The organism is Psychroserpens citreus (assembly GCF_055686305.1).
In genome coordinates, this window is the sequence record NZ_CM145999.1 from 2,349,892 (window position 1) to 2,370,670 (window position 20,779).

The window sequence follows — 20,779 nt, forward strand, 5'->3', positions numbered from 1 at the left end:
AAAAGTAAAAAATGATACACTTCTTATATTTTGATCCAGGTTTGGGAGCAATGATAATTCAAGCGATTATTGCAGGCGTAGCAGCAGTTGTATTGTTTTCAAAAAACCTAATGTTCAAAATCAAATCATTTTTTGGAATTGCTAAACATAACGATGATGTTTTTGATGACATTGATGTCACTGATTCTGACATAGAAAGTAATTCTGATAGTGACAATACATAATCGACATTCGTCTTCATTTAGAGATCCTTCAGGCTATATTTATATTGATAATAATATAGTCAAAAGATGCATTCTTCCTATCTACTTTAAGCAATATAAAGCACTTAAATCATCTAATTTTTATAAAAAACTTCATAATGCAGGCCTATTAATTCCGCATGAAGAGTTTTCTAAAGCCGATTCTGAAATTATTATTGAACCTGAACAAATTTCTTTTTTTACTTATCCATACGAATGGAGCTTTAATCAATATAAAGAAGCAGCATTATTAACGCTAAAAATTCAGAAGTTTGCATTAGATAATGGGTATTCTTTAAAAGATGCCTCAGCATTTAATGTTACGTTTCATAAAGGAAAAATGGTGTTTATTGATACTTTATCTTTTGATTTCTATCAAGATAATTCCCCATGGAGAGCTTACAAACAGTTTATAACCCATTTTTTTGGTCCGCTATTATTGGCGAAATATAATGGCTCTGAATCCTTAAAATTGATAGCAAGTTTTATAGATGGTATACCGATGAAGATGTTATCAAAAATGCTACCCTTTAAAACTAAGCTGAATCCGTTTTTATATACTAATATTCATTTACTAGCCAAGTACGAAGGCATGCATAATGAAGATTATGAAGGTAAGTCTAAAGCTGCTCACCTTTCTAAGAAAGCACAATTAAATTTGATAGAAGGTCTTTATAGTTATATAAAAAAAATGACCTTAAATGAAACAAGTGAATGGGGTAATTATTACGATAAAACTAATTATGTCAATACTGCTTTTGAACAAAAAGCTGAGATTATCAATTCTTGGGTGCAACAATTAGATGCTAAAACGATCATTGATATAGGAGGTAATGATGGGACCTTTGTTAGAAAGTTAAATCATAATTTGAATGAAGCCTTAGTTTGTGATATTGATAATAATGCTGTGGATGCCAATTATAAATACCTGAAACAAAACCAAGAGAGATCTATGTTGCCATTCGTTTTTGATGTGTTAAATCCTTCACCAGCTATTGGTTTTAATAATAAAGAGCGTGATTCATTTTTAAAGCGTATTAAAGCTTATGCTCCAGATACTACTATGGCTCTAGCTGTAATTCATCATATGAGTTTAAGTGGTAATATACCTTTTGAAATGTCTGCCCAATTTTTTGCATCATTTTCAAAATACCTTATTATAGAATTTCCAAAGCGTAATGATTCATGGGTACAACGCTTATTAAAAACTAAAGGAGAATTTGAAAGTCATTTTGATTTTTATACGATGCAGAGTTTTGAAACTTCATATTCTAATTTTTTTCAAATTGAAAGGAAACAGGAGATTAAAAATTCGGAAAGGACTATGTATTTATTAAAAAGAATTATTTGAAAAAGATAAAAAGGTTTATTGAATCAACTGAAGATTTCCCCGTAATTACAGTATTTGCAGGAGGGTTGTATCCTTTTTTGCATTATTTTAATAGTAATTTGCATATTTCTAATACCTGGCAACAGTTATTGTTTATGATTTTTTTGTGCTTTGTAATCCCTTACATATTGCTATTTGGATCTAAAATTATTTTCAATACTAATGTTTTTAAGCCTTTTGAAAGATATAGACTGACCTTTTTAAATTTTGCAGTATTTCTTGTACTTATTGGTTATTTGATTTTTAGTTTTAAAAGGAAGGCAACGGCATTGATGATTGTCATTGCATTAGTTTTTGCAATGATACTTTTTAAGCATATTAAGAAAATTGTTGTACTTCAGTTCTTAATGTCAGCAATAAGCTTGATAACATTTATTCCTGTTCTAATTTTTGCTTTAAATCAGAACAATCAAGAGTGGGCCAACATGACTGATAAAATGTTAAACACAGAATTGCAGTTTAGTCCAAACATATTTGTGATTCAACCTGATGGTTATGTCAATAGCGCAGACATTGTCAAAGCGCCTTATAAGTATGATAATTCTGTATTTCTTCAATATTTGGATAGTACCGGTTTTTTTGTCTATAACAATTTCCGAAGTAATTATTATTCTACAATGACTTCTAACTCATCAATGTTTTCTATGAAGCATAATTATTACAGTAATACTTATCTCAAAAGCTTAAAGACGTTTAATTCTAATGAAGTTATTATAGGAAAATATAATAACGTACTCAAAATTTTAAATCATAATGGATATAGCTCACATTTGATTACTGATAACTCATTCTTTTTAGTTGATAGGAAACCTATGAAATTTGATTATTGTAATGTCAATGATTCTAAAGTGTCTTATGTTGATTGTGGTCCTGTAAAAGTTGATATGCTTCAAGACTTTAGTGCTACTTTAGATACTATTGATACAGATAAAAACTTTTTCTTTATTGAAAAAACAATACCAGGTCATATTGCTTATTATGAGAATAGCTCTATGGGAATTGAAGAAGAAAGAAAGCACTATCTTGACCGATTGGAAGGTGCTAATTTATGGTTAAAAAGTATTATCACTAAAATTAAAAACTTTGACAATAATGCGCTTATTATTATTGTAGCAGATCATGGGGGTTTTGTAGGCCTAAATTATACTCTCGAAGCTACGGAACGTCAAATGACTATTGATCAAACAAAATCTACATTTAGTAGTATGTTAGCAATAAAATGGCCATCACAATTGTCTGATAATACCTTAGAGTTTAAGACTTCTGTAAATCTTTTTAGGACAGTGTTTTATGCATTAAGTGGGGATGAGAAATTTCTTAATCTTTTACCAAATATTAGTTATATTCCAATGAATCATAAGGTGTATGAGTGTATAAATGAAAATGACGAAGTGGTGTTTAAGCATTTCGACACTCCATAAATATAGATGTATAGGGAATTCTAAAATAGCTTTCGTCAATAGTAGATTCAATAGTCTTAAAAGATTGACGAGCTAATGCTTCATATGCAACTTGAGTTCTTACAAATTTACCTCTATCAGATTTTAGCATAAATTTTGAAATCAAATTTTGATTATTAATATAGCAGCCATCAAAAGTCACTAGACGCGCATTAGGTTTGAGTGCTTCAGCAGCAATTTCAAAAAGCCTAGTAGTTTCAGTGTCATTTAAATGGTGAATAACTCCAGTAGCAATTACAAGATCAAAACTATGAGGTTCTGAGACTTTAAAAGTACTAGCATCGTCACATATAAATTCACCTCTATCTCCATAATTTTTTTGAGCGGCTTCAATGTATTCTGGATCTACATCAAAACCTACATAATTCATTTCTGGTAAATAATCTAATATATTACCAGGACCACAACCGATATCTAATATTTTTTGACCAACTTTGGGACGTACTTGATTTTTAATAAATAAACGTCTAGCTCTATCACCACCTACTAGTTTTTGATAACTCCAATATACAAATGGATTACCTAGGATTAACTGTTTAAGAGAAAATTTACTCATGATGTTGGATTAGAGTTGTATGTCCGTTTTCAAGCTTCGAAATTATAGAATTTATTTTAAACTAATAGGCTTAAGATGTGTTAGATTTCATCATAAGTAGGATTTCATTATAACTAATCAATTACCAGATGTATGATTGCTAGTATTTATCTATATTAGCAATTATTCTAATGAATTGATTGTAACGACTAATAAATGAAATCAAGTTTATGCTTAAAGAATTAATGTATAAGACCTGGAGTTTTCCAATGTATGTCGTCATTATAGTTTTAATTCAACTAGTGCTTATGTTTCACGGATTTGATATTTGTGACGAAGGGTTTTCTCTCACATTTTACCAACAATTCTTTAATGCACCTGAAAACGTAGAATATTGTTTTGTCTATTGGTTATCTGGTCTCATTGGTGGATTATGGTATCAATTGTTTGAAACAGGTGGGATTTTGTGGTTTAGGGTTTTAACTGTAGTATTTAATACGGCAACACTACTACTATGCTATCAAATACTGAAAAACCATATTAAATTGTCCTATATTATGATAGGATTAGCCATGGTCTTGTTTGTTAATGATTTTGGCTTTTTAGCGTTTTATCATAACCATATTACCACATTTTTAACTGTATTGAGTGTGTATGTTTTAGTTAAAGGGATACAGCAACAAAAGTTGATGTTGCTGGGTTTGAGTGGTCTCATTTTAGGAGTGAATATTTTTGCAAGACTTCCAAACATCACACTTCTCATATTTTTATTAGCAATCCCATATGCGTCTTTTATATTGAGAAAAAAGGCCTTGTTCTTGTCAATAAAACCAATGTTGGTATTGCTTTTTGGGAGCATTGTAGGTATTGCTTTAGTGGTTATAATGATGTATGGGTTAAATCAATGGCATATAATGGAAAATGCTTTTTCTGTGCTTTTTAGCTTGGGAAAAACAGAAGATAGTGGTCATAATTTCATAACTTTAATTAGAGTAATCAAGAATAATTATATCGCCATTTTTTATGAAACTAGTAAATTAGTTGTCGTTATTTCCATATTACTAGTACTACATAGATTTTTAAAGGACAAAGCCATAATTAAGTATGTTGTGCCACTTGTTGCTTTACTCTCATTTGTAATGCTCTTTGCTAAAGGAGATATTTATATGGTTTACGTGTTAGGATTTATAGGAACTTTGGGTATTATGTTTACCAAACAGAAAACAGAGCAGATTAAAATCATTGCTTTTTTAGCATTGCTCACTATGATTTTTTTACCTCTAGGAAGTGGAGGAGGAGTTCACAGCAGTGGATATATCTGTATTTGGTTGGCTACCCCATTTTTTTTCAAATTTATATCACAGATTACTACGATTTCATTATCTGCTGAAATAGAACATGTACATAACAGTATTCAAATTGAAGGGGTATTATCTAAATATTTGTTTTCAATTATAGCAATCTCTTATTTTGGATATAAAGGCTATAGCATATCACAAGAAGCTTATTTTGATAAAGGAAACCGATTAAGTAAAACGGCGGTAATCGATAATAAATTTACCAATGGCATCTATACCACAAATGAACGCGCTAAGGTTATCAATGATGTCCTCAAAGAACTTGAAAATCATGTGGAGCCTAATGATTACATGTTTGTTTATGATAGTGCTCCAATGCTTCATTTTTTAACTGAAACACGGCCATATACTTACAATCCTTGGGTTTGGATTTATGATCATGTATCATTTGAACAAAAGCTTAAATTGGCTGAAACAAATATAGTTACATTACCAATTATTGTACAACAGAAGTTTACTGCCATTTGGGAGTTTTCAGAACCCATAGATGATTATTTGGCTGAAGATAAGCCTTATAGTAATACTTATGACCCAGGAAGAGCTAAAGCTATGAATAGTTTTATCGAGCGTAATGCTTATAAAATTATTTGGAGTAATGACTATTTCAATATCTATAAATCTAGTAAATAAATTGATTTTTAATCAAAATAGTAGACGATACCTATGCTAGTTTTAGTCATATCCTATATCTTGTAGCGCAATTAGCTTTTAGACATTTTCAAATAAATGAAAACTATTAAAGATATATCTATTGTGATTCCCATTTATAATGAGGAACATAATATCGATGAATTATATAAACGTTTAATTACTTCACTTAATGAAATAACTCAAGATTTTGAGCTCATTTTTGTTAATGATGGAAGTCAGGATGATTCACTTAAAAAACTAATAGCACTTTCAAATGAAGATAGTCGAGTGCTTTATATTAATTTAAGCCGAAATTTTGGTCATCAAGTTGCAGTATCTGCTGGCTTAGATTATTGTACTTCGAATGCTATTGTGATTATTGATGCCGATTTACAGGATCCTCCAGAATTGATCCCTAAATTATATGCCGAATATAAGAAAGGTTTTAATGTGGTGTATGCCAAACGTGTTTCGAGACAAGGGGAAACATTCTTGAAAAAATTAACCTCAAAAATGTTTTATAGGATCCTCCAAAAAATTACTGCTTTTGATATCCCGCTTGATGTTGGCGACTTTAGACTTCTTGATAGAAAAGTAGCTTCTGCCTTACAACGGATGCCAGAGCAAAATAAGTTTTTAAGAGGTCAAATAGCTTGGCTTGGCTTTAAGCAAACCTTTGTAGAGTTTGAGAGAGAACCAAGAAAATATGGAGAATCTGGATATTCGTATAGTAAAATGTTTAGTCTTGCTTTTGATGCTGTAACTGGATTTTCTGATAAGCCTTTGTTGTTGGTTAGTAGACTTGGGTTTATAATATCACTGGTATCATTTTTTGTAATTTTATTTGCGATTTTCTCGCATTTTGTCCTCAAACAAACGATTACAGGTTGGACATCGCTTATTATTAGTTCAATGTTTATTGGAGGTATACAATTACTATCTATTGGTGTTATAGGAGAATATATTAGCCGAATAAGTACCAATGTTAAAAACAGACCGTTATATATTATTAGTGATACTAATATTAAAAAAGATGACTAATTGATATTTGGTTTGATTTTTTGAATAAAATAGTATTTTCTTAAGTTTAACTATTAAAATATTACAATCTTAACAATACATACATACCAACCTGAACAAAAAAATACATGGGACACATTTGTGTCACAATGTAAAAATGCTACGTTTCTATTCTTAAGGGATTTTATGGACTATCATCAAGATCGTTTTGTGGATTACTCATTAATGATCTATAAAGAGGAACAACTTATAGCTGTTCTACCTGCAAATAGAGTAGGTAATGTAGTGTATTCTCATCAAGGGTTAACTTATGGTGGGTTGTTGTTTTTTGAAACGCTAAAATTTAGAGATGTGCTATCTGTTTTTAAATCTGTGCTTCAACACATGTACGATGATGGTGTTGAATTACTCCAATTAAAACAACTGCCTTCATTTTACGCTAAGATTCCTAATGATGAATTATTGTATTTAATGTTTATATGTGACGCAAAATTAATTCGTCGAGATGCTTTGTCTGTCATACATTTGGAGCAGAGACCTAAAGTGTCAAAAAACAGAATTGAAGGTTATAAACGAGGAAAAAAACATGGTTTAGTTATCAAAGAAGAAGATACTTTTGATGCTTTTTGGACGACTATTTTACTACCTAATCTTCAAAAAAAGCATCAAGCAAAACCAGTACATACATTAGAAGAAATTACATTGTTAAAGACCCGATTTCCGAAGCGCATCAGACAGTTTAATGTGTACAAGAATAATGACATTGTTGCTGGTACAACTATTTTTGAAACTAGATGCGTTGCTCATTCTCAATATATTTCTGGAAATGATGATAAAAATAGTTTAGGTAGTTTAGACTTTTTACATATGTATCTTATTGAGGATGTTTTTAAAGAAAAAACGTATTTTGATTTTGGAACATCCAACGAAAATCAAGGTCAGCAAGTCAATGCTGGTCTTCAATATTGGAAGGAAGGTTTTGGTGCTCGTACAAAAACACAAGATTTTTATGAGCTAAAAACAAATAATTACAAAATGTTGGAAACCGTCATGTTATGATAAAGTATCTAGACTTAAAGAAATTGAATGCACGATTTGAAGAGGAATTTTCAGAACGGTTTAAGTTGTTCTTAGATTCAGGACATTACATTAAAGGACAAGAAGTAAAACACTTTGAGCATCGTTTTGCTAAGTATTGTAATGTCAAGCATTGTATTGGTGTTGCCAACGGCTTGGATGCACTTAGCTTAATTTTTAAAGCCTATATCGAATTAGGAAAATTACAAGTAAATGATGAGGTTATTGTACCTGCAAATACGTATATCGCAAGTATATTAGCAATTATAAATTCGGGTTTGAAACCAGTATTTGTTGAACCAGATGAAGTCACATTTAATATTTCACCTTCTGAAATTGAAAAGCATATTTCATCTCAAACCAAAGCAATATTGGCAGTACATTTATATGGACAATTAACCGATATGACCGCTATAAATAATATTGCGAGCCAACATAATGTATTAGTCATTGAAGATGCTGCACAAGCTCATGGCGCTGTATTAGATTCCGAAAGGAAAAAAGCTGGGAATTTATCCCATGCCGCAGGTTTTAGTTTCTATCCAACTAAAAATCTTGGTGCACTTGGTGATGCAGGAGCTATTACAACCAATGACGATGATCTTGCCAATTGCATTAACTTGTTGCATAATTATGGGAGTTCAATAAAGTATATTAACGAAAAAATTGGTGTTAATAGCCGCTTAGATGAGTTGCAAGCTGCGTTTTTAAATGTCAAACTATCATACCTTGATGAGGATAATAATAGAAGGCGATTAATTGCTAAACGTTACTTAAATGAAATTGTAAATCCTAAGATTAAATTGCCTTATTATGATTTTTCTGAAAACCATGTGTTTCACGTGTTTGTTATTAGAGTTCATGATAGAGCTCACTTTAAGGCATATTTAGATGCCTGTAGTATTGGTTGTCTAATTCATTATCCTGTTGCGCCTCATCATCAAAAGGCGTTATTGCAATATAAATCTCTATCTTTACCAATTACAGAGGCGATTCATGAGACTGTGGTAAGTATTCCACTAAGTCCAGTGATGACTTCTAATGAGATTGAAACCGTAATTAATGCCCTAAACCTTTATTAATTGAAAAGTTTAATAAAGTACATTAATACTAATGTATTATTTAAAGTTGCTCATCTTAATTCAGCAACAATTATTACAAAAATTATTGCTGGAATACTAACGTCCAAAGCTATTGCAATTTTTATTGGAGCTGAAGGAATGGCTCTTATTGGTAACCTCAGAAATTTCCTTAGTGCTTTGCAATCGGTTTCTATACTTGGCTTTTATAATGGAGTGGTAAAAACTATTGCAAAAGTTAAGGAGGATAGTGTGAAATTAAGCCAAACATTATCCACAGCATATTACTTGTGTTTTTTCTCAACAGTAATTGCGTCTTTTTTATGTTACTACAATGCTCAATTCATAAATGACATCCTCTTTTCATCAAATTATAATTTTGCTTATATCATAAAAATAATGGCATTAGCATTGCCATTTTATGCCTTAAACATGATGAGTTTTTCCATAATGAATGGATTTTCGAATTATAAAATGCTGCTTATAATTAATATTATTGGTCAAATTTTAGGCTTATTGGTGACCTTGCTTTTAATTTATCAAAACCATATTGATGGTGCTTTAATTGCGGCAGTAGTAGCGCCATCGCTTATATTTTTAATTACATTAGTTGGAATTATAAACCGACGAAATTTAATGACCTATATCAAAACAGATCATATTAGTTTTGATATCTTAAAATCGTTTGGACCTTATGCAGCTATGGCACTAGTATCGGCAATTGCTTTGCCGTTAATTTCTATTTGTATTCGTAACTATATTATTTCTGAAGTTGGTATAAAAGAAGCAGGTCATTGGGAGGCAATGAATAGAATATCTAATTATTACCTAATGTTCATCACGTCTATTATTACCTTGTATATAGTGCCTAGATTTAGTGAAATCGATTCAAAAAAAGAATTTAGAAAAGAAGTTTTCGGATTTTATAAATCGGTGATGCCTATTTTTGGTGTTGGGTTAGTATTTTTGTATTTACTTAAATCTTTTATAGTGCCTCTAATCTTTTCAAAAGAGTTTGAGCCTGTCGAACACTTGTTTTTTTGGCAGCTTTTAGGAGATTTTATTAAAGTATTATCTATTGTAATTGCTTATCAATTCTTGGCAAAAAAGATGTTTGCCCACTTTATTATTATTGAAATCTTTTTGGTAGTAATGTTATATGTGTCTAGCGTTTATCTTATAGATGTCTATGGTGTAAAAGGAGCCGTAATTGGACATTTTGTAAGTTATCTTATGCATTATGGAATTGTATTATTGATATTTGGTTCTTCACTGTTTGGTGTTATTTCTAATGATAAACCCGATTCTAGTTCATAAACAAATAGTATATTTAAACAGTTAACGTATTATAAAAACCAGTAATCCTTGTGATAAATCTAAAAGGCCTTATTCAAAGAAATCTTTTATTAAAGATGACCTCTTTGAATGCCGTTGTGATTGTCATTCGCTTAGTTATTTCTGTCTTTGTACAACGTATTTTGGCATTAAATGTAGGAGAGGCAGGTATTGCTAAAATCGGACAATTACGAAACTTAATGCAAATGCTAACAAGTACAGCATCATTAGGTATTTTTAATGGTGTTGTAAAGTATGTGTCTGAAAACGAAAACAATAAGGCACAATTGTCTAAATTGTTTTCATCTGCATTTATTTTTGGAGCAATTGGGTCTATGATATCTGCTCTCGTTCTTTTCTTCAATGCAGAATATATTTCAGTAAGATTATTTGAAACGAATGAATTTACTAATCTTATTAAGTGCTTATCTATTTTACCTCCTGTTATAGGGCTAAATAGAATTCTATATGGTTTAATTAATGGCTTATCAGAATATAAAAAGCATGCCAAAATTGAATTAGGTGCATATCTTGTATCGGTATGTTTGTTATTAATATGTCTTTATTATTTCAATCTTAAAGGTGTTCTCTTTTCAATCATATTAGTACCTCTAATTAGTTTTGGAGTAATTTTTACAATTTTTTTAGATAAGCTTAAAAAGCATATTCAACTCAAAGACATAAGCCTCGATTTTGAATTTGCAAAACCGTTGCTGGCTTTTACTTTAATGTCATTTGTTTCTACTGTTCTATTAAACTATATAGAGTTAGATGTGCGTACCACAATAACCGATAGAATAAATATCGAAGAGGCAGGCTATTGGACGGCTATGAATTTTATCTCTAAAAATTATATGGTATTCTCTTCGAGTATTTTTACACTGTATGTTATTCCAAAGTTTGCAAAAATAACGACAGGAAAAGACTTTAAAGACGAAGTTATTCATATATACAAAACACTACTCCCTTTATTTGGGTTGGGAATGATTGCTGTTTATCTTTTGAGACATATTATCATAGCTTTTATATATCCTAATTTTGAAGGTTTAGAGGCATTATTTAAATGGCAATTATTAGGCGATTTTGTTCGTTTAGGGACTTTAGTAGTTGCACATCAATTTTTAGCAAAAAAAATGGTCTGGAGTTTTGTGATTACAGAACTTATATCTCTCGGTTTGTTTTATGGCTTATCAAAATATTATGTAGATTTATATGGAGCCGAAGGCGTTGTAATGGCGCATTTTTATAGATATGTCATTTACTTTTTTATAGTGATAGTTACTGTTTGGTTTTACTTTAAAAGAAACAATAAAAAGCGTTCAAATGTCTAAAGTGTGCGAGTTGTTTATAGATGACGAAGGATTTCAATTTGAAGTTGAAGGTGATTTTTTTTGGGGAGAACCAAAGACCTTATTTAAAGCTCAAGACAATGTGATTTCTAAAATGTCATGGAAGGAAGAGGGCTTTGGCGTTGTAGATGCATTTTCTTCTGAAGATTTTAAACGTTTTAAGCAGTCTATCCAACAAAACATTGTAAAAGCCATACAAACTCACGTTTCCGATTTTGACCCTTCAAATTTTAAGTTGGAGCAGTATCATAAAGTTGTCAATACCGACGAATTGCATAATAAGATTATTGGGGTTACCCGAAATTTAGAAAATGAGGACTTTGATTTTGATATTGACGCCTTAGCCAAACGTTTTGGAGAGGTGCTGGGTTATGATTTAACGTCTTGGGTTGAAGAACTCCAAAAATCTCATATTCAAATTAGAATTAGTCGACCAAATTCTCTGGATATTAATCCGCCACATCGAGATGGTTATTTAAGCTATTGGGAAGATATTATTAATGTATGGATACCTATAGTAGGATGTAATGAATACTCATCTTTGCCAGTATTGCCTGGGAGTCATTTAATTGCTGAAAATGATATTTTAAGAACGGCAAGTAAAGGTGCTAAGATTAATGGTAATACCTATTATGTGCCATGTATTTTAGAAACTAGACAAGGGAAAATAAAAATGATGAGACCAAATCCCAAGCCTAAAGAGGCTTTATTATTTACACCTTTTTTAATACATGGTTCGGCAGTGAATAAAAATAAAGACACGACAAGAGTGTCTATAGAGTTGAGATTTCCGAAGTTAAAACACTAAGCTTTTTGCCAGAGGTCTAGATACTGTTTTGCATTTGTTATGTAGTGATGCTTGTCTTCAACAAATGCTCTTGCACGCTTAGAAATGTTTAAAAGTTCTTCAGGATTTAATAGTAACCACTCTAATTTTTTTGCAATAGCTACCGGATCTGGTAATGCATTGATAACAACCGAATCTTCATCCAATTTATAATAGTCTAGCCATTCTCGTTCGGCACCTGTAAAGACTATTTTACCTTTTGCCATAGCTTCTAAAGCGTTATAGCCTTGGTCATAGGCATACACTTGGTCTAACAAGATATGGGCAGAATTAAAAGCCTCTATATACGCTTTGTAAGGCAAATTTTCAACTGTGATTACTTCAATGCGATCTGCATATTGCTCTTCAATTAACTCTATGGCCTTTTCAAAAATATCATTTCCTTTTTTATAATAATTATTTCTATTGATGCCATGAAATATGATGATTTTATGATCAATAGTTAATGGAGTATATGTAATAGCATCTATATTAATCACGTGTGGAATTAACCCTAAATGCTTTGGATGACCTTCTAAAGGAATGGTATAATCCAAATCGCAAGAAATCACACCTGCTACAGCTTTGAAGATATGCTTATGAAGTTTTTCAAACTCTGGGGTAATGTATTTGAGTCCGAGTGAAAAACTGTCTTTAGATAGCCGATTTTCAAAATAAGGTGTAAGTATAGAATACCTAAACTTCTTATCATAGGCATATTTTACACTGGTGTAATCTGTGCCGCAGGATAATAAAAATGCTTTTGTATTCCAAGAGGTAAGGAGGTCAAATAATTCGATTTCAATATGTGGCGGACAAATAAAAGAAGACTCATTTACAAATTGGATAATATCATGACCACTTAATTCTCTTTTGCGTTTGAGGAGTTGTTTTTTAACATCTTGAGCATAAAGGTCTTTCTTAAATAATTTATAAATAAACGTTCTCCATGTTTTTAAGAGCCCTTTTGAAAATCGATTTTTAATTTCAATATCAACAGTGGCTTTTTTAAATCCATCGGTTAAACCTACTACCTTAGCTTCATGACCTAATGCTACTAATCCGTCCTTTAAAGATTTATGAGACCTGTTGTATTCACCAACCAATAATATGTTCATTTAAGCTATATTTGGCATAAAGATAATTAATTGTTCATGTCTAACGAGAAAAAGATATGTATTGTAGTAACATCCTTAGGTAAGGGAGGAGCTGAGCGTTCATCGGCTTTGCTATCTCAATTGCTCAGTGACTTAGGATATGAGATATATATAGTGACTATTATGGACAATATTAATAATAGCTTTTCTGGAACACTTTTAAATTTAGGGAAGATAACATCGAGATTGTCTATACTTAAGAAAGTGAAAAAATATAAGGCTTTTAAACGTTATTTAAAGTTGCATGATTTTGATGTCATCATTGATAACCGCTCTAGACCAAACCTAATTAAAGAGTTAATTGTCTCTAAATGGTTATATAAAGCTGATAAAATAATTTATTGTGTAAGGAGTTATAATTTAAAGACTTATTTTCCACCAATAAAGCCAATAGTAAAATGCTTATATCCAAGTGCATTTAAAATTGTTGCTGTTTCCAAAGCTATACAAGATGCAATAGAAACGACTTATGGGTTTGAAAATGTTATGACCATTTACAATCCGGTGCCACAAATTGAGGTAAAGCAAGAAACAATTAATAATCTTCCTGAGGGCTATATATTATACTTTGGTAGAATTATAGACGAGGTAAAGAACATTTCATTACTCATAGAGTCTTATAAGATGTCAGTATTGCCGAAGCAAAATATTTCTTTAGTAATTCTTGGAGATGGAAAAGATTTAAAACGCATGAAATTGAAAGTTAAGGCTATTGGACTTGAGAATAATGTTATTTTTATACCTTTTACTGAAGACCCGTTCTATGCTGTTCAAAATGCCAAATTCACAGTGCTTACAAGTCGCTATGAAGGATTTCCTAGAACTGTGCTAGAGTCTTTAGCGATCGGTACTCCAGTGATTTCGGTAGATTGTAAATCTGGACCTAGTGAAATGATTACAGAGGCATATAATGGTTTATTAGTAGAAAATTATAACCCTCAGGCACTAGCTCACGCCATGAACCGTTTTATAGATGATACTAGTTTGTATGCGTTTTGTAAAGCTAATGCTCAAGCTAGTGTTCGGCCTTTTTCTATTGACGCTATAGCAAAGGCATGGCAAAATGTATTAAATTAATGATGATATGAAACATACCATACAACAGGTTGATCTTGTTAATATTCCAAAAGTACATGACTATCGTGGTAAATTAGCCGTTGTAGAAAAAGATATTATTCCGTTTAAAATTGAGCGTGTGTATTATTTGTATGATGTGCCAAGTGATGCCTATAGAGGAGGTCATGCTCATATCAAACAAAACTCTGTGCTTATAGCTTTGAGTGGTAGTTTTGAAGTTGTAGTTGATGATGGAACCTCTAAAAAACGTATCATGTTAAATAAACCAGATCGCGGATTATTTATCCCTACTGGAATTTGGAGAGAAATAGAAAACTTCTCTGCGGGTGCCATTTGCTTAGTTATGGCTTCTACTGAGTTCGATGAAAGCGATTATATTAGAGATTATGATCATTTTGTATCCTCTAAAAACGGATAATATGTTTTTAAATTTTTACTGCTCTTAAACTTTAAAAATAATTTTAATAATGATGTTGGAGTTATTAAGAGTAGCTGTCGTTTAAAGGACAAACTTTGTTTTGAAAGTGCATTGCGATAATAATGATAATTATCTTGGTCATTATTAAGCTTCGCTAGAATGGCTAAAGAAAACCGATTTTTGTCTAAAAATTTCTTTAAGTTCGGATTATTCTTTTCTTCATTAAAGTATTTGTCAAATTTTGGTTTTGTGCTTAAGTTGGTATTAGTATTAGATAGACTATTTTGATTTTGCACATAATACACCAATACTTTGTTTAAAAACACAATTGGAAAATGCAAACCTATTCTAATCCATAAATCGGTATCCTCACCAGATCTTATTGTGGAATCAAAATCACCAGTAATTTTTAAAATAGTTGTTTTAAATACAGTACTAGAGCCAGATAAAATTGTATGATCTTCACTAGCTTCAAAGTAATTTAATACAGCGACTTTAGTGTTATTAGGTATGCTATACTTTACTGGAATGATAGTGTTGCCATGTTTGTGGGCTATTGCCGTAGAAAATACAGATTGATTAGGATACTGCTTAATAAGTGTATGAATGTTTTCTAAATAGTATTTGTCCCAAAAGTCATCACCATCTAAAAGTGCTATATATTGACCTTGTGTAATACGCATTCCATGATTTCTGGCTTGTGAGGCACCTAGATTGTCTTGATTGATAATGGTAATTCTAGAATCCTTAAATTGACTTAGTATCTTCAAACTATGATCTGTTGAACCATCATTTATCACAATAACTTCAAAATCTGTATAGGTTTGATTCAAAACAGAGTTTAACGTATTTGAAATATAAGCCTCCTTATTATAAACTGATATGATTACTGAAAAGAATGGGTTCATGGATTTAAATCTTTATAACACATGTAGCCTAAGCGATACATTTGTAACATAGTAACAGAAGGGTTTGATCCTAATAAATTCTTCTTGATTATATGATGTCCTAGAGGATAAAACCACGAAATTAAATAATTAAAACCAAAACGTTTTAACCTAGCAAATACTTTTAGGAGTTGATTGTCATGAAGTTCAGTGTTTTGCGATTGATGTAGGCGTAATAGTGTTATTATGGCTTCTTCTTGCTTTTTTAAATACGTAGTGCTCGTTTCAATTCCTAAGTGATATACAAAATTATCAATATGTAAAACAGATACTCCAGCACGCTTTAAAATGATACTAAAATAATTATCACTACCATAACCTTTGTGTTCGATTTGATTGTTTAATGTTAAAAACACAGCCTTTTTTATAAAAAAATTGGCAGATACAATGTTTTTATAAGGCAATTTGTTTCGAGTTTCTGCTGGTACATTTTCTCTCAGCTTTCCGTAAGCCCATCGTAGCTTATACTCTTTTTTAGGTGTTTCGTTAGTATAGGTTACACCTCCGTAAACGGCATCGTACTTTGAATTTATAAACGTCAAATAATTAGAAATAAATGCATGTTCCTTAGGAATAACATCTGCATCTAAAAATAAAATATTGTCGTAAAGTGCAGATTTAGCTAAAAGTTGCCTGGTTATTATTCTACCATGATTTCTTTCGGATATATAATAAAATGTATTGGAAAACCCTTCTATAATAGTTTTTTGTTTCTGAAATGAAACTTCAGAAGCATCATCTAAACATCTAATTTCAAACGGGATATGACATAATTCTAGTTGATTGTGAATCGTTTTTACGAGTGTTTTAACGTCATAATTATATACCGGAATTAATACAGAAATCATTGTAATACTTTAAAGTTTAAAAATACATTAATTATTATGTAATTTGGAACAGTAATTGAAATACCGATAGTATGAAGTTGAAATTTCTATATATCATTTTATGTTTTGTTGGGTATTATCTTAATGCACAACAAGAATTTCATGTCTTCCCTATAGATGATAAAGATTCACCAGGAAGTGTTGAAGGAGATGGATCACTTTCTCACCCTTGGGATTTACAAACGGCTTTAAGCCAAAATTCTGATACTGTGAATTCTGGTGATACCATTTGGCTACATGAAGGGGTCTATAATGGCCGGTTTATAAGTACGCTTGAGAGTCTTGAACCCAATCAATATATCACCGTATCTGCTTATAAAAATGATACTGTAGTTTTAAACGGAAATGTAACGTCTACAAGAAATGCAGTCTTAGAAGTTAAAGGTCAGCAAGTTATTTTTAAAAACTTTGAAGTGACATGGCTAGGAGATTTTTCCAGACATGAAAAGGACGATGACTTTGAGGTTTGTAGTGGTATACGCCATCTTACAGGTATAAATTGTCGATTTTATAATCTGAAGATTTATAATAATCCAGGATTAGGATTTGGATCATGGAAACATAGTGCAGGTTCTATTATTGAGAATTGTATGATTTACAATAATGGATACATTGCAAAAAACGGAAAAGGAAGAGGAGAAGGAATTTATGTGCAAAATAACAGTAATCAAACTCGAGTTATCTCAAATTGTATTATTTATAACAACTTTTATAAAGGTATTGAAGTTTGGTCAGCAAATAAGAATGCTAAAGAGGCATATGTAAAAAATATTTTAATAAAGAATACGGTTGTTTTTAATAGCGGATCTCCTTCTGGATATTTAAAAGATAATTTGATAGTTGCCTCAGGTGATAGAAACGGAATTAATATCGCACAAGATATCCAAGTACTTGATAATTTTTTATATCATAATACCAATGTTGCAAACAGTGAAATTAATGGTGATGCAGCTTCCTTAACATTGGGCTTTAATCCAAGGTCGCCAATTGAGAATGTTATCGTTAAGAATAACTACATTATTGGTAGAAATAATGCCTTAAGAATTTTATATGCTAAATCATTAACTTTTAGTGATAATGTAGCGTATACTGGTTATGTACTTGTAGACGGTTCATTTAAATCACATGTTAAGAATTGGGATTTTAAGGATAATTTATATTATACAAAAAAAGGTAATGCTTTCAGAAGTATTAATGATAAAGATTACAAAATCCAAAATTGGAAATCCGAATTTAATTTAGATAGTAACAGTCGATGGAGTTCAATTAAAAACTTTCAAACATCCTTTTCTTCTGTCACTCCATTTAGCAAAAAAAATGATGCGTTTAAGGTTGTTCTTTTTGATGAAAATAGGAAAGATATTCCAATAGATTTTTCTGATAAAGATGTTAAAGTAGGCCAAAGCTATAAAATTTATGATGTAGAAAACTCGAAAGTTATTCTGAGAACAGGAACATTATTAGAAGATCGTAAAATTACATTTTCAATGGAATTAAACGATTTTGAGCAACCATTACATAACACAAAAGCAATAAAAACGCTATCAAACTTTGGAGTATTTATTGTCAAATTTGATGACATTAAACAGCAAAAAAAAGTTAAACGAGACAATGCGTTTAAGCGTTTTTTTAGATGGCTCGGATTTTAATATTACCTTATCAATAGTTTAGTTATATTTACATTACCGTTTTGAAACTAAATGAAATTCCACAAAAACTTCTTGGTGTATTGGAGTATATTGTATTTGCTAATTGCATTTATAGGAAGGTTTACATCGTCTCAAAAGGAATACTTTCCGTTTTTTAGATGGTCGTTATACTCTAAAACCCCAAATACTTTAAATCAAGCTTATATTCATGTCGAAAAAATTGGAGATTCTACGTTACAGGAGCCAAAAGATATTAGAAACCTTTTTGATTTTCACCATATACAGAGTGTTGATATGAACCTGATTGTGCAAAAATTTTATAAAGAGGTTAAAGAAAAAAATGACTATAAACAGAATACGTTATTTAATACACTTCCAAAACAGTCCGTTTTCAAATTGTATGAAACTACTGCAGATTTAAGTAAAGAAGATTATAAATCTAGTTTAGTTACCAAAGAGATATTAACTTATAAAAACAATAATTTTTATTTTGAATGACCTACTAAAAAATCATTTTTTTTGGAAATATGTTGTCCGTTATACATCAATATTCTCTGAGACTAATGAGACATTGTTTCGAGATTTGAATTCACTTGTTAGATATAGTTATGCGGCGTTTTTAATTCTAGCTTTTGGTCATTTGTTTAATGTAAATGATATCGCAACATCTAGACTCGTAGAGCCGCTATGGCCAGTGTTTTTTCTTACTCAGGATAATTTATTATTCACTACCTTTTTCCTTCAAATAAGTTTGTTGGTTAGTTTGGTTTTTGTAGTTATTAAGAATACAAGCTTTTTAAGAATCTATGTATTTGTAAATTACCTGTTGTATGCTGCATTATTAAGCTCGTTTGGAAAGATTAATCATGGTTTGCACTTTATTTTAATCCCTTTATTCTGTTTTGCGTTACTTCCAAATGCAAGTCATACATATTTTAAAGAGAAAACGGCTTTGATGTATTTAAGCGCCAAGTTTTTTTTGCTTTTGGCATATACGCTTACTGGGTTCTGGAAGTTATTTTGGGGAATCATTGAGTTGTTTACTAAAGATGTTAGTTTGTTTTCACCTTTATCATTCAGGAATATTCTAGTGCTTCAATATGAAGTTACACCTATTACTGTTTTTGGAAGTTGGTTTATGGAACACTACGTTTTAGGATGGATATTGTACCTGCTGGTTATTTATTTAGAGTTTTTTTCTATAACAATTTTTTTTAAGCCTAATTTATATAAAGTTTGGGGTGCAGCACTTGTTTTTATGAAGCTAGGTCTGGCTCTAATCTTAGATGTTAATAATTATATTGCTATTTGTGCTATAGGTATACTACTATTGCTGTCTCCATTTTATAGAGAAACTAATGTGAAGCAAACATTTTTGAGTTTACCAGTTGTAGATTGGTTTGCTTATATTTCAAAAAGAAAATCTATCGAGCGTTGAGAGTCAACTAGTCTTTCCGTTGCACAACTTCAAATACTTTGTTTTCGTCGCATTTTAAAGTCTTACTCGGATATTTCAGAAGTAAGGCGTAATCATGAGTAGCCATTAAAATGGTATTTCCGTTGGTATTGATTTCTCGTAAAACTTCCATAACCTCAATACTGGTTTGAGGGTCTAAATTCCCCGTAGGCTCATCGGCTAAAATAAGTTCAGGCTCGTTTAATAAGGCTCTAGCTATGGCAATACGTTGTTGCTCGCCACCAGATAATTCATGTGGAAATTTAAAACCCTTGGTTTTCATGGCTACTTTATCTAAAACGGTTTCAATTCGGTCTTGAATTTTAGATTTGTCTTTCCAACCTGTCGCTTTGAGAACAAATTCTAGATTTCCATTTATGGTTCTGTCTGGTAACAATTTAAAATCTTGAAATACGATTCCTAATTTTCGTCTTAAAAAAGGAATGTCTTTTTCTTTCATCGTTCTTAAATCATAATCTACAATATGACCTTCACCTTCAGTTAATGGTAAGTCTCCGTATAAAGTTTTCATAAAACTACTTTTACCACTACCTGTCTTTCCAATGAGGTATACAAAGTCGCCTTTATTCATTTCAAAGTTTACATCAGAAAGTACCATGCTATCACCTTGATAAATGGAAACATCTTTGAGTTGTAATATGGTTTCAGACATAATATGTACAGAGATTTTATAGAAATGTAAATGTATTATAAAAAGTAGCAACTACCAATATCAAAAATAGTTAATCTTTAGAGCCTCATCTACAACGAATTTTGTAACAAAATCTTATGTCATTAGTCCTTTTGATAAGTCTGTTTATAATTATAGCACGATTGTTGCGTTATAGATATCAGATAAATTAATTTTGACATCAATTAAAAATCGA

The 20,779-nt window shown here is 30.9% G+C and carries 20 protein-coding genes; 15 read left to right on the forward strand and 5 right to left on the reverse strand.

What is annotated here, in order from left to right; all coding sequences use genetic code 11:
* The first annotated feature begins 11 nt into the window (after nucleotides 1-11).
* The 3 genes from ACTU6T_RS10585 to ACTU6T_RS10595 are packed head-to-tail and all read left to right on the forward strand — an operon-like array spanning nucleotide 12 to nucleotide 3,053.
* Nucleotides 12-224 (forward strand): hypothetical protein, encoded by a 213-nt coding sequence (locus ACTU6T_RS10585; RefSeq protein WP_460218177.1) that lies wholly within the window; start codon nucleotides 12-14, stop codon nucleotides 222-224.
* Nucleotides 211-1,593, forward strand: a complete 1,383-nt coding sequence (locus tag ACTU6T_RS10590; protein WP_460218178.1) for a class I SAM-dependent methyltransferase — start codon at nucleotides 211-213, stop codon at nucleotides 1,591-1,593. Before ACTU6T_RS10585 ends, ACTU6T_RS10590 begins: the two co-directional genes overlap by 14 nt.
* Nucleotides 1,590-3,053 carry an alkaline phosphatase family protein gene (locus tag ACTU6T_RS10595; RefSeq protein WP_460218179.1) on the forward strand — a complete coding sequence of 488 codons (1,464 nt, stop codon included), beginning with the start codon at nucleotides 1,590-1,592 and terminating at the stop codon, nucleotides 3,051-3,053. Before ACTU6T_RS10590 ends, ACTU6T_RS10595 begins: the two co-directional genes overlap by 4 nt.
* Here ACTU6T_RS10595 and ACTU6T_RS10600 read toward each other — a convergent pair.
* A complete protein-coding gene (locus ACTU6T_RS10600; protein ID WP_460218180.1) occupies nucleotides 3,031-3,648 on the reverse strand; it encodes a class I SAM-dependent methyltransferase in 618 nt (205 codons plus the stop codon). The genes ACTU6T_RS10595 and ACTU6T_RS10600 overlap by 23 nt on opposite strands.
* A 209-nt stretch (nucleotides 3,649-3,857) precedes the next feature.
* Between ACTU6T_RS10600 and ACTU6T_RS10605 the strand changes: the two genes are divergently transcribed.
* The 7 genes from ACTU6T_RS10605 (at nucleotide 3,858) to ACTU6T_RS10635 (ending at nucleotide 12,283) form a co-directional block, all read left to right on the forward strand.
* Nucleotides 3,858-5,615 (forward strand): hypothetical protein, encoded by a 1,758-nt coding sequence (locus ACTU6T_RS10605; protein ID WP_460218181.1) that lies wholly within the window; start codon nucleotides 3,858-3,860, stop codon nucleotides 5,613-5,615.
* A 96-nt stretch (nucleotides 5,616-5,711) separates the two neighbouring features.
* Nucleotides 5,712-6,656, forward strand: coding sequence for a glycosyltransferase family 2 protein (locus tag ACTU6T_RS10610; RefSeq protein WP_460218182.1), 945 nt, complete (start codon nucleotides 5,712-5,714; stop codon nucleotides 6,654-6,656).
* Between the two features lie 165 nt (nucleotides 6,657-6,821).
* Nucleotides 6,822-7,694: a GNAT family N-acetyltransferase gene (locus ACTU6T_RS10615; protein ID WP_460218183.1), complete on the forward strand. Its 873-nt coding sequence runs from the start codon at nucleotides 6,822-6,824 to the stop codon at nucleotides 7,692-7,694.
* A complete protein-coding gene (locus tag ACTU6T_RS10620; protein WP_460218184.1) occupies nucleotides 7,691-8,794 on the forward strand; it encodes a DegT/DnrJ/EryC1/StrS family aminotransferase in 1,104 nt (367 codons plus the stop codon). Before ACTU6T_RS10615 ends, ACTU6T_RS10620 begins: the two co-directional genes overlap by 4 nt.
* Nucleotides 8,795-10,108 (forward strand): O-antigen translocase, encoded by a 1,314-nt coding sequence (locus tag ACTU6T_RS10625; RefSeq protein WP_460218185.1) that lies wholly within the window; start codon nucleotides 8,795-8,797, stop codon nucleotides 10,106-10,108.
* A 95-nt stretch (nucleotides 10,109-10,203) separates the two neighbouring features.
* Nucleotides 10,204-11,457 (forward strand): O-antigen translocase, encoded by a 1,254-nt coding sequence (locus tag ACTU6T_RS10630; protein WP_460218186.1) that lies wholly within the window; start codon nucleotides 10,204-10,206, stop codon nucleotides 11,455-11,457.
* On the forward strand, nucleotides 11,450-12,283 hold the full coding sequence (locus tag ACTU6T_RS10635) for a phytanoyl-CoA dioxygenase family protein (RefSeq protein WP_460218187.1): 834 nt from the start codon (nucleotides 11,450-11,452) through the stop codon (nucleotides 12,281-12,283). Before ACTU6T_RS10630 ends, ACTU6T_RS10635 begins: the two co-directional genes overlap by 8 nt.
* On the opposite strand, the gene ACTU6T_RS10640 is transcribed toward ACTU6T_RS10635, so the two are convergent.
* A complete protein-coding gene (locus tag ACTU6T_RS10640) occupies nucleotides 12,280-13,419 on the reverse strand; it encodes a glycosyltransferase (protein ID WP_460218188.1) in 1,140 nt (379 codons plus the stop codon). The genes ACTU6T_RS10635 and ACTU6T_RS10640 overlap by 4 nt on opposite strands.
* Before the next feature lie 36 nt (nucleotides 13,420-13,455).
* On the opposite strand from ACTU6T_RS10640, the gene ACTU6T_RS10645 reads away from it, so the two are divergent.
* On the forward strand, nucleotides 13,456-14,535 hold the full coding sequence (locus ACTU6T_RS10645) for a glycosyltransferase (RefSeq protein WP_460218189.1): 1,080 nt from the start codon (nucleotides 13,456-13,458) through the stop codon (nucleotides 14,533-14,535).
* 7 nt (nucleotides 14,536-14,542) lie between these two features.
* The gene (locus tag ACTU6T_RS10650; RefSeq protein ID WP_460218190.1) at nucleotides 14,543-14,953 is read left to right on the forward strand and encodes a sugar 3,4-ketoisomerase; all 411 of its coding nucleotides are present in this window, start codon (nucleotides 14,543-14,545) and stop codon (nucleotides 14,951-14,953) included.
* On the opposite strand, the gene ACTU6T_RS10655 is transcribed toward ACTU6T_RS10650, so the two are convergent.
* Together ACTU6T_RS10655 and ACTU6T_RS10660 are read right to left on the reverse strand one after the other, a co-directional pair.
* Nucleotides 14,926-15,861, reverse strand: a complete 936-nt coding sequence (locus tag ACTU6T_RS10655; protein WP_460218191.1) for a glycosyltransferase family 2 protein — start codon at nucleotides 15,859-15,861, stop codon at nucleotides 14,926-14,928. The two genes, ACTU6T_RS10650 and ACTU6T_RS10655, sit on opposite strands and share 28 nt — an antisense overlap.
* Entirely contained in the window at nucleotides 15,858-16,748 is an 891-nt protein-coding gene (locus ACTU6T_RS10660) for a glycosyltransferase family 2 protein (protein ID WP_460218192.1), read from the reverse strand. Before ACTU6T_RS10660 ends, ACTU6T_RS10655 begins: the two co-directional genes overlap by 4 nt.
* Nucleotides 16,749-16,819: 71 nt before the next feature.
* Between ACTU6T_RS10660 and ACTU6T_RS10665 the strand changes: the two genes are divergently transcribed.
* The 3 genes from ACTU6T_RS10665 to ACTU6T_RS10675 are packed head-to-tail and all read left to right on the forward strand — an operon-like array spanning nucleotide 16,820 to nucleotide 19,874.
* Nucleotides 16,820-18,436 (forward strand): right-handed parallel beta-helix repeat-containing protein, encoded by a 1,617-nt coding sequence (locus ACTU6T_RS10665; protein ID WP_460218193.1) that lies wholly within the window; start codon nucleotides 16,820-16,822, stop codon nucleotides 18,434-18,436.
* A 51-nt stretch (nucleotides 18,437-18,487) separates the two neighbouring features.
* Nucleotides 18,488-18,934, forward strand: coding sequence for a hypothetical protein (locus ACTU6T_RS10670; protein ID WP_460218194.1), 447 nt, complete (start codon nucleotides 18,488-18,490; stop codon nucleotides 18,932-18,934).
* Entirely contained in the window at nucleotides 18,927-19,874 is a 948-nt protein-coding gene (locus tag ACTU6T_RS10675) for a hypothetical protein (RefSeq protein WP_460218195.1), read from the forward strand. The genes ACTU6T_RS10670 and ACTU6T_RS10675 overlap by 8 nt, the downstream gene beginning before the upstream one ends.
* Before the next feature lie 7 nt (nucleotides 19,875-19,881).
* Here ACTU6T_RS10675 and ACTU6T_RS10680 read toward each other — a convergent pair whose 3' ends face one another.
* A complete protein-coding gene (locus ACTU6T_RS10680) occupies nucleotides 19,882-20,565 on the reverse strand; it encodes a cell division ATP-binding protein FtsE (RefSeq protein WP_460218196.1) in 684 nt (227 codons plus the stop codon).
* Between the last annotated feature and the right edge of the window lie 214 nt (nucleotides 20,566-20,779).

Excerpts from the sequence above, each read along its gene's own strand:
- ACTU6T_RS10610 (WP_460218182.1), top strand. The coding sequence starts at position 5,712 with ATGAAAACTATTAAAGATATATCTATTGTGATTCCCATTTATAATGAG.
- ACTU6T_RS10620 (WP_460218184.1), top strand. The coding sequence starts at position 7,691 with ATGATAAAGTATCTAGACTTAAAGAAATTGAATGCACGATTTGAAGAG.
- ACTU6T_RS10660 (WP_460218192.1), bottom strand. The coding sequence starts at position 16,748 with ATGATTTCTGTATTAATTCCGGTATATAATTATGACGTTAAAACACTC.
- ACTU6T_RS10630 (WP_460218186.1), top strand. The coding sequence starts at position 10,204 with ATGACCTCTTTGAATGCCGTTGTGATTGTCATTCGCTTAGTTATTTCT.
- ACTU6T_RS10600 (WP_460218180.1), bottom strand. The coding sequence starts at position 3,648 with ATGAGTAAATTTTCTCTTAAACAGTTAATCCTAGGTAATCCATTTGTA.
- ACTU6T_RS10640 (WP_460218188.1), bottom strand. The coding sequence starts at position 13,419 with ATGAACATATTATTGGTTGGTGAATACAACAGGTCTCATAAATCTTTA.
- ACTU6T_RS10670 (WP_460218194.1), top strand. The coding sequence starts at position 18,488 with ATGAAATTCCACAAAAACTTCTTGGTGTATTGGAGTATATTGTATTTG.
- ACTU6T_RS10665 (WP_460218193.1), top strand. The coding sequence starts at position 16,820 with ATGAAGTTGAAATTTCTATATATCATTTTATGTTTTGTTGGGTATTAT.
- ACTU6T_RS10645 (WP_460218189.1), top strand. The coding sequence starts at position 13,456 with ATGTCTAACGAGAAAAAGATATGTATTGTAGTAACATCCTTAGGTAAG.
- ACTU6T_RS10605 (WP_460218181.1), top strand. The coding sequence starts at position 3,858 with ATGCTTAAAGAATTAATGTATAAGACCTGGAGTTTTCCAATGTATGTC.
- ACTU6T_RS10615 (WP_460218183.1), top strand. The coding sequence starts at position 6,822 with ATGGACTATCATCAAGATCGTTTTGTGGATTACTCATTAATGATCTAT.
- ACTU6T_RS10680 (WP_460218196.1), bottom strand. The coding sequence starts at position 20,565 with ATGTCTGAAACCATATTACAACTCAAAGATGTTTCCATTTATCAAGGT.
- ACTU6T_RS10655 (WP_460218191.1), bottom strand. The coding sequence starts at position 15,861 with ATGAACCCATTCTTTTCAGTAATCATATCAGTTTATAATAAGGAGGCT.
- ACTU6T_RS10585 (WP_460218177.1), top strand. The coding sequence starts at position 12 with ATGATACACTTCTTATATTTTGATCCAGGTTTGGGAGCAATGATAATT.
- ACTU6T_RS10635 (WP_460218187.1), top strand. The coding sequence starts at position 11,450 with ATGTCTAAAGTGTGCGAGTTGTTTATAGATGACGAAGGATTTCAATTT.
- ACTU6T_RS10650 (WP_460218190.1), top strand. The coding sequence starts at position 14,543 with ATGAAACATACCATACAACAGGTTGATCTTGTTAATATTCCAAAAGTA.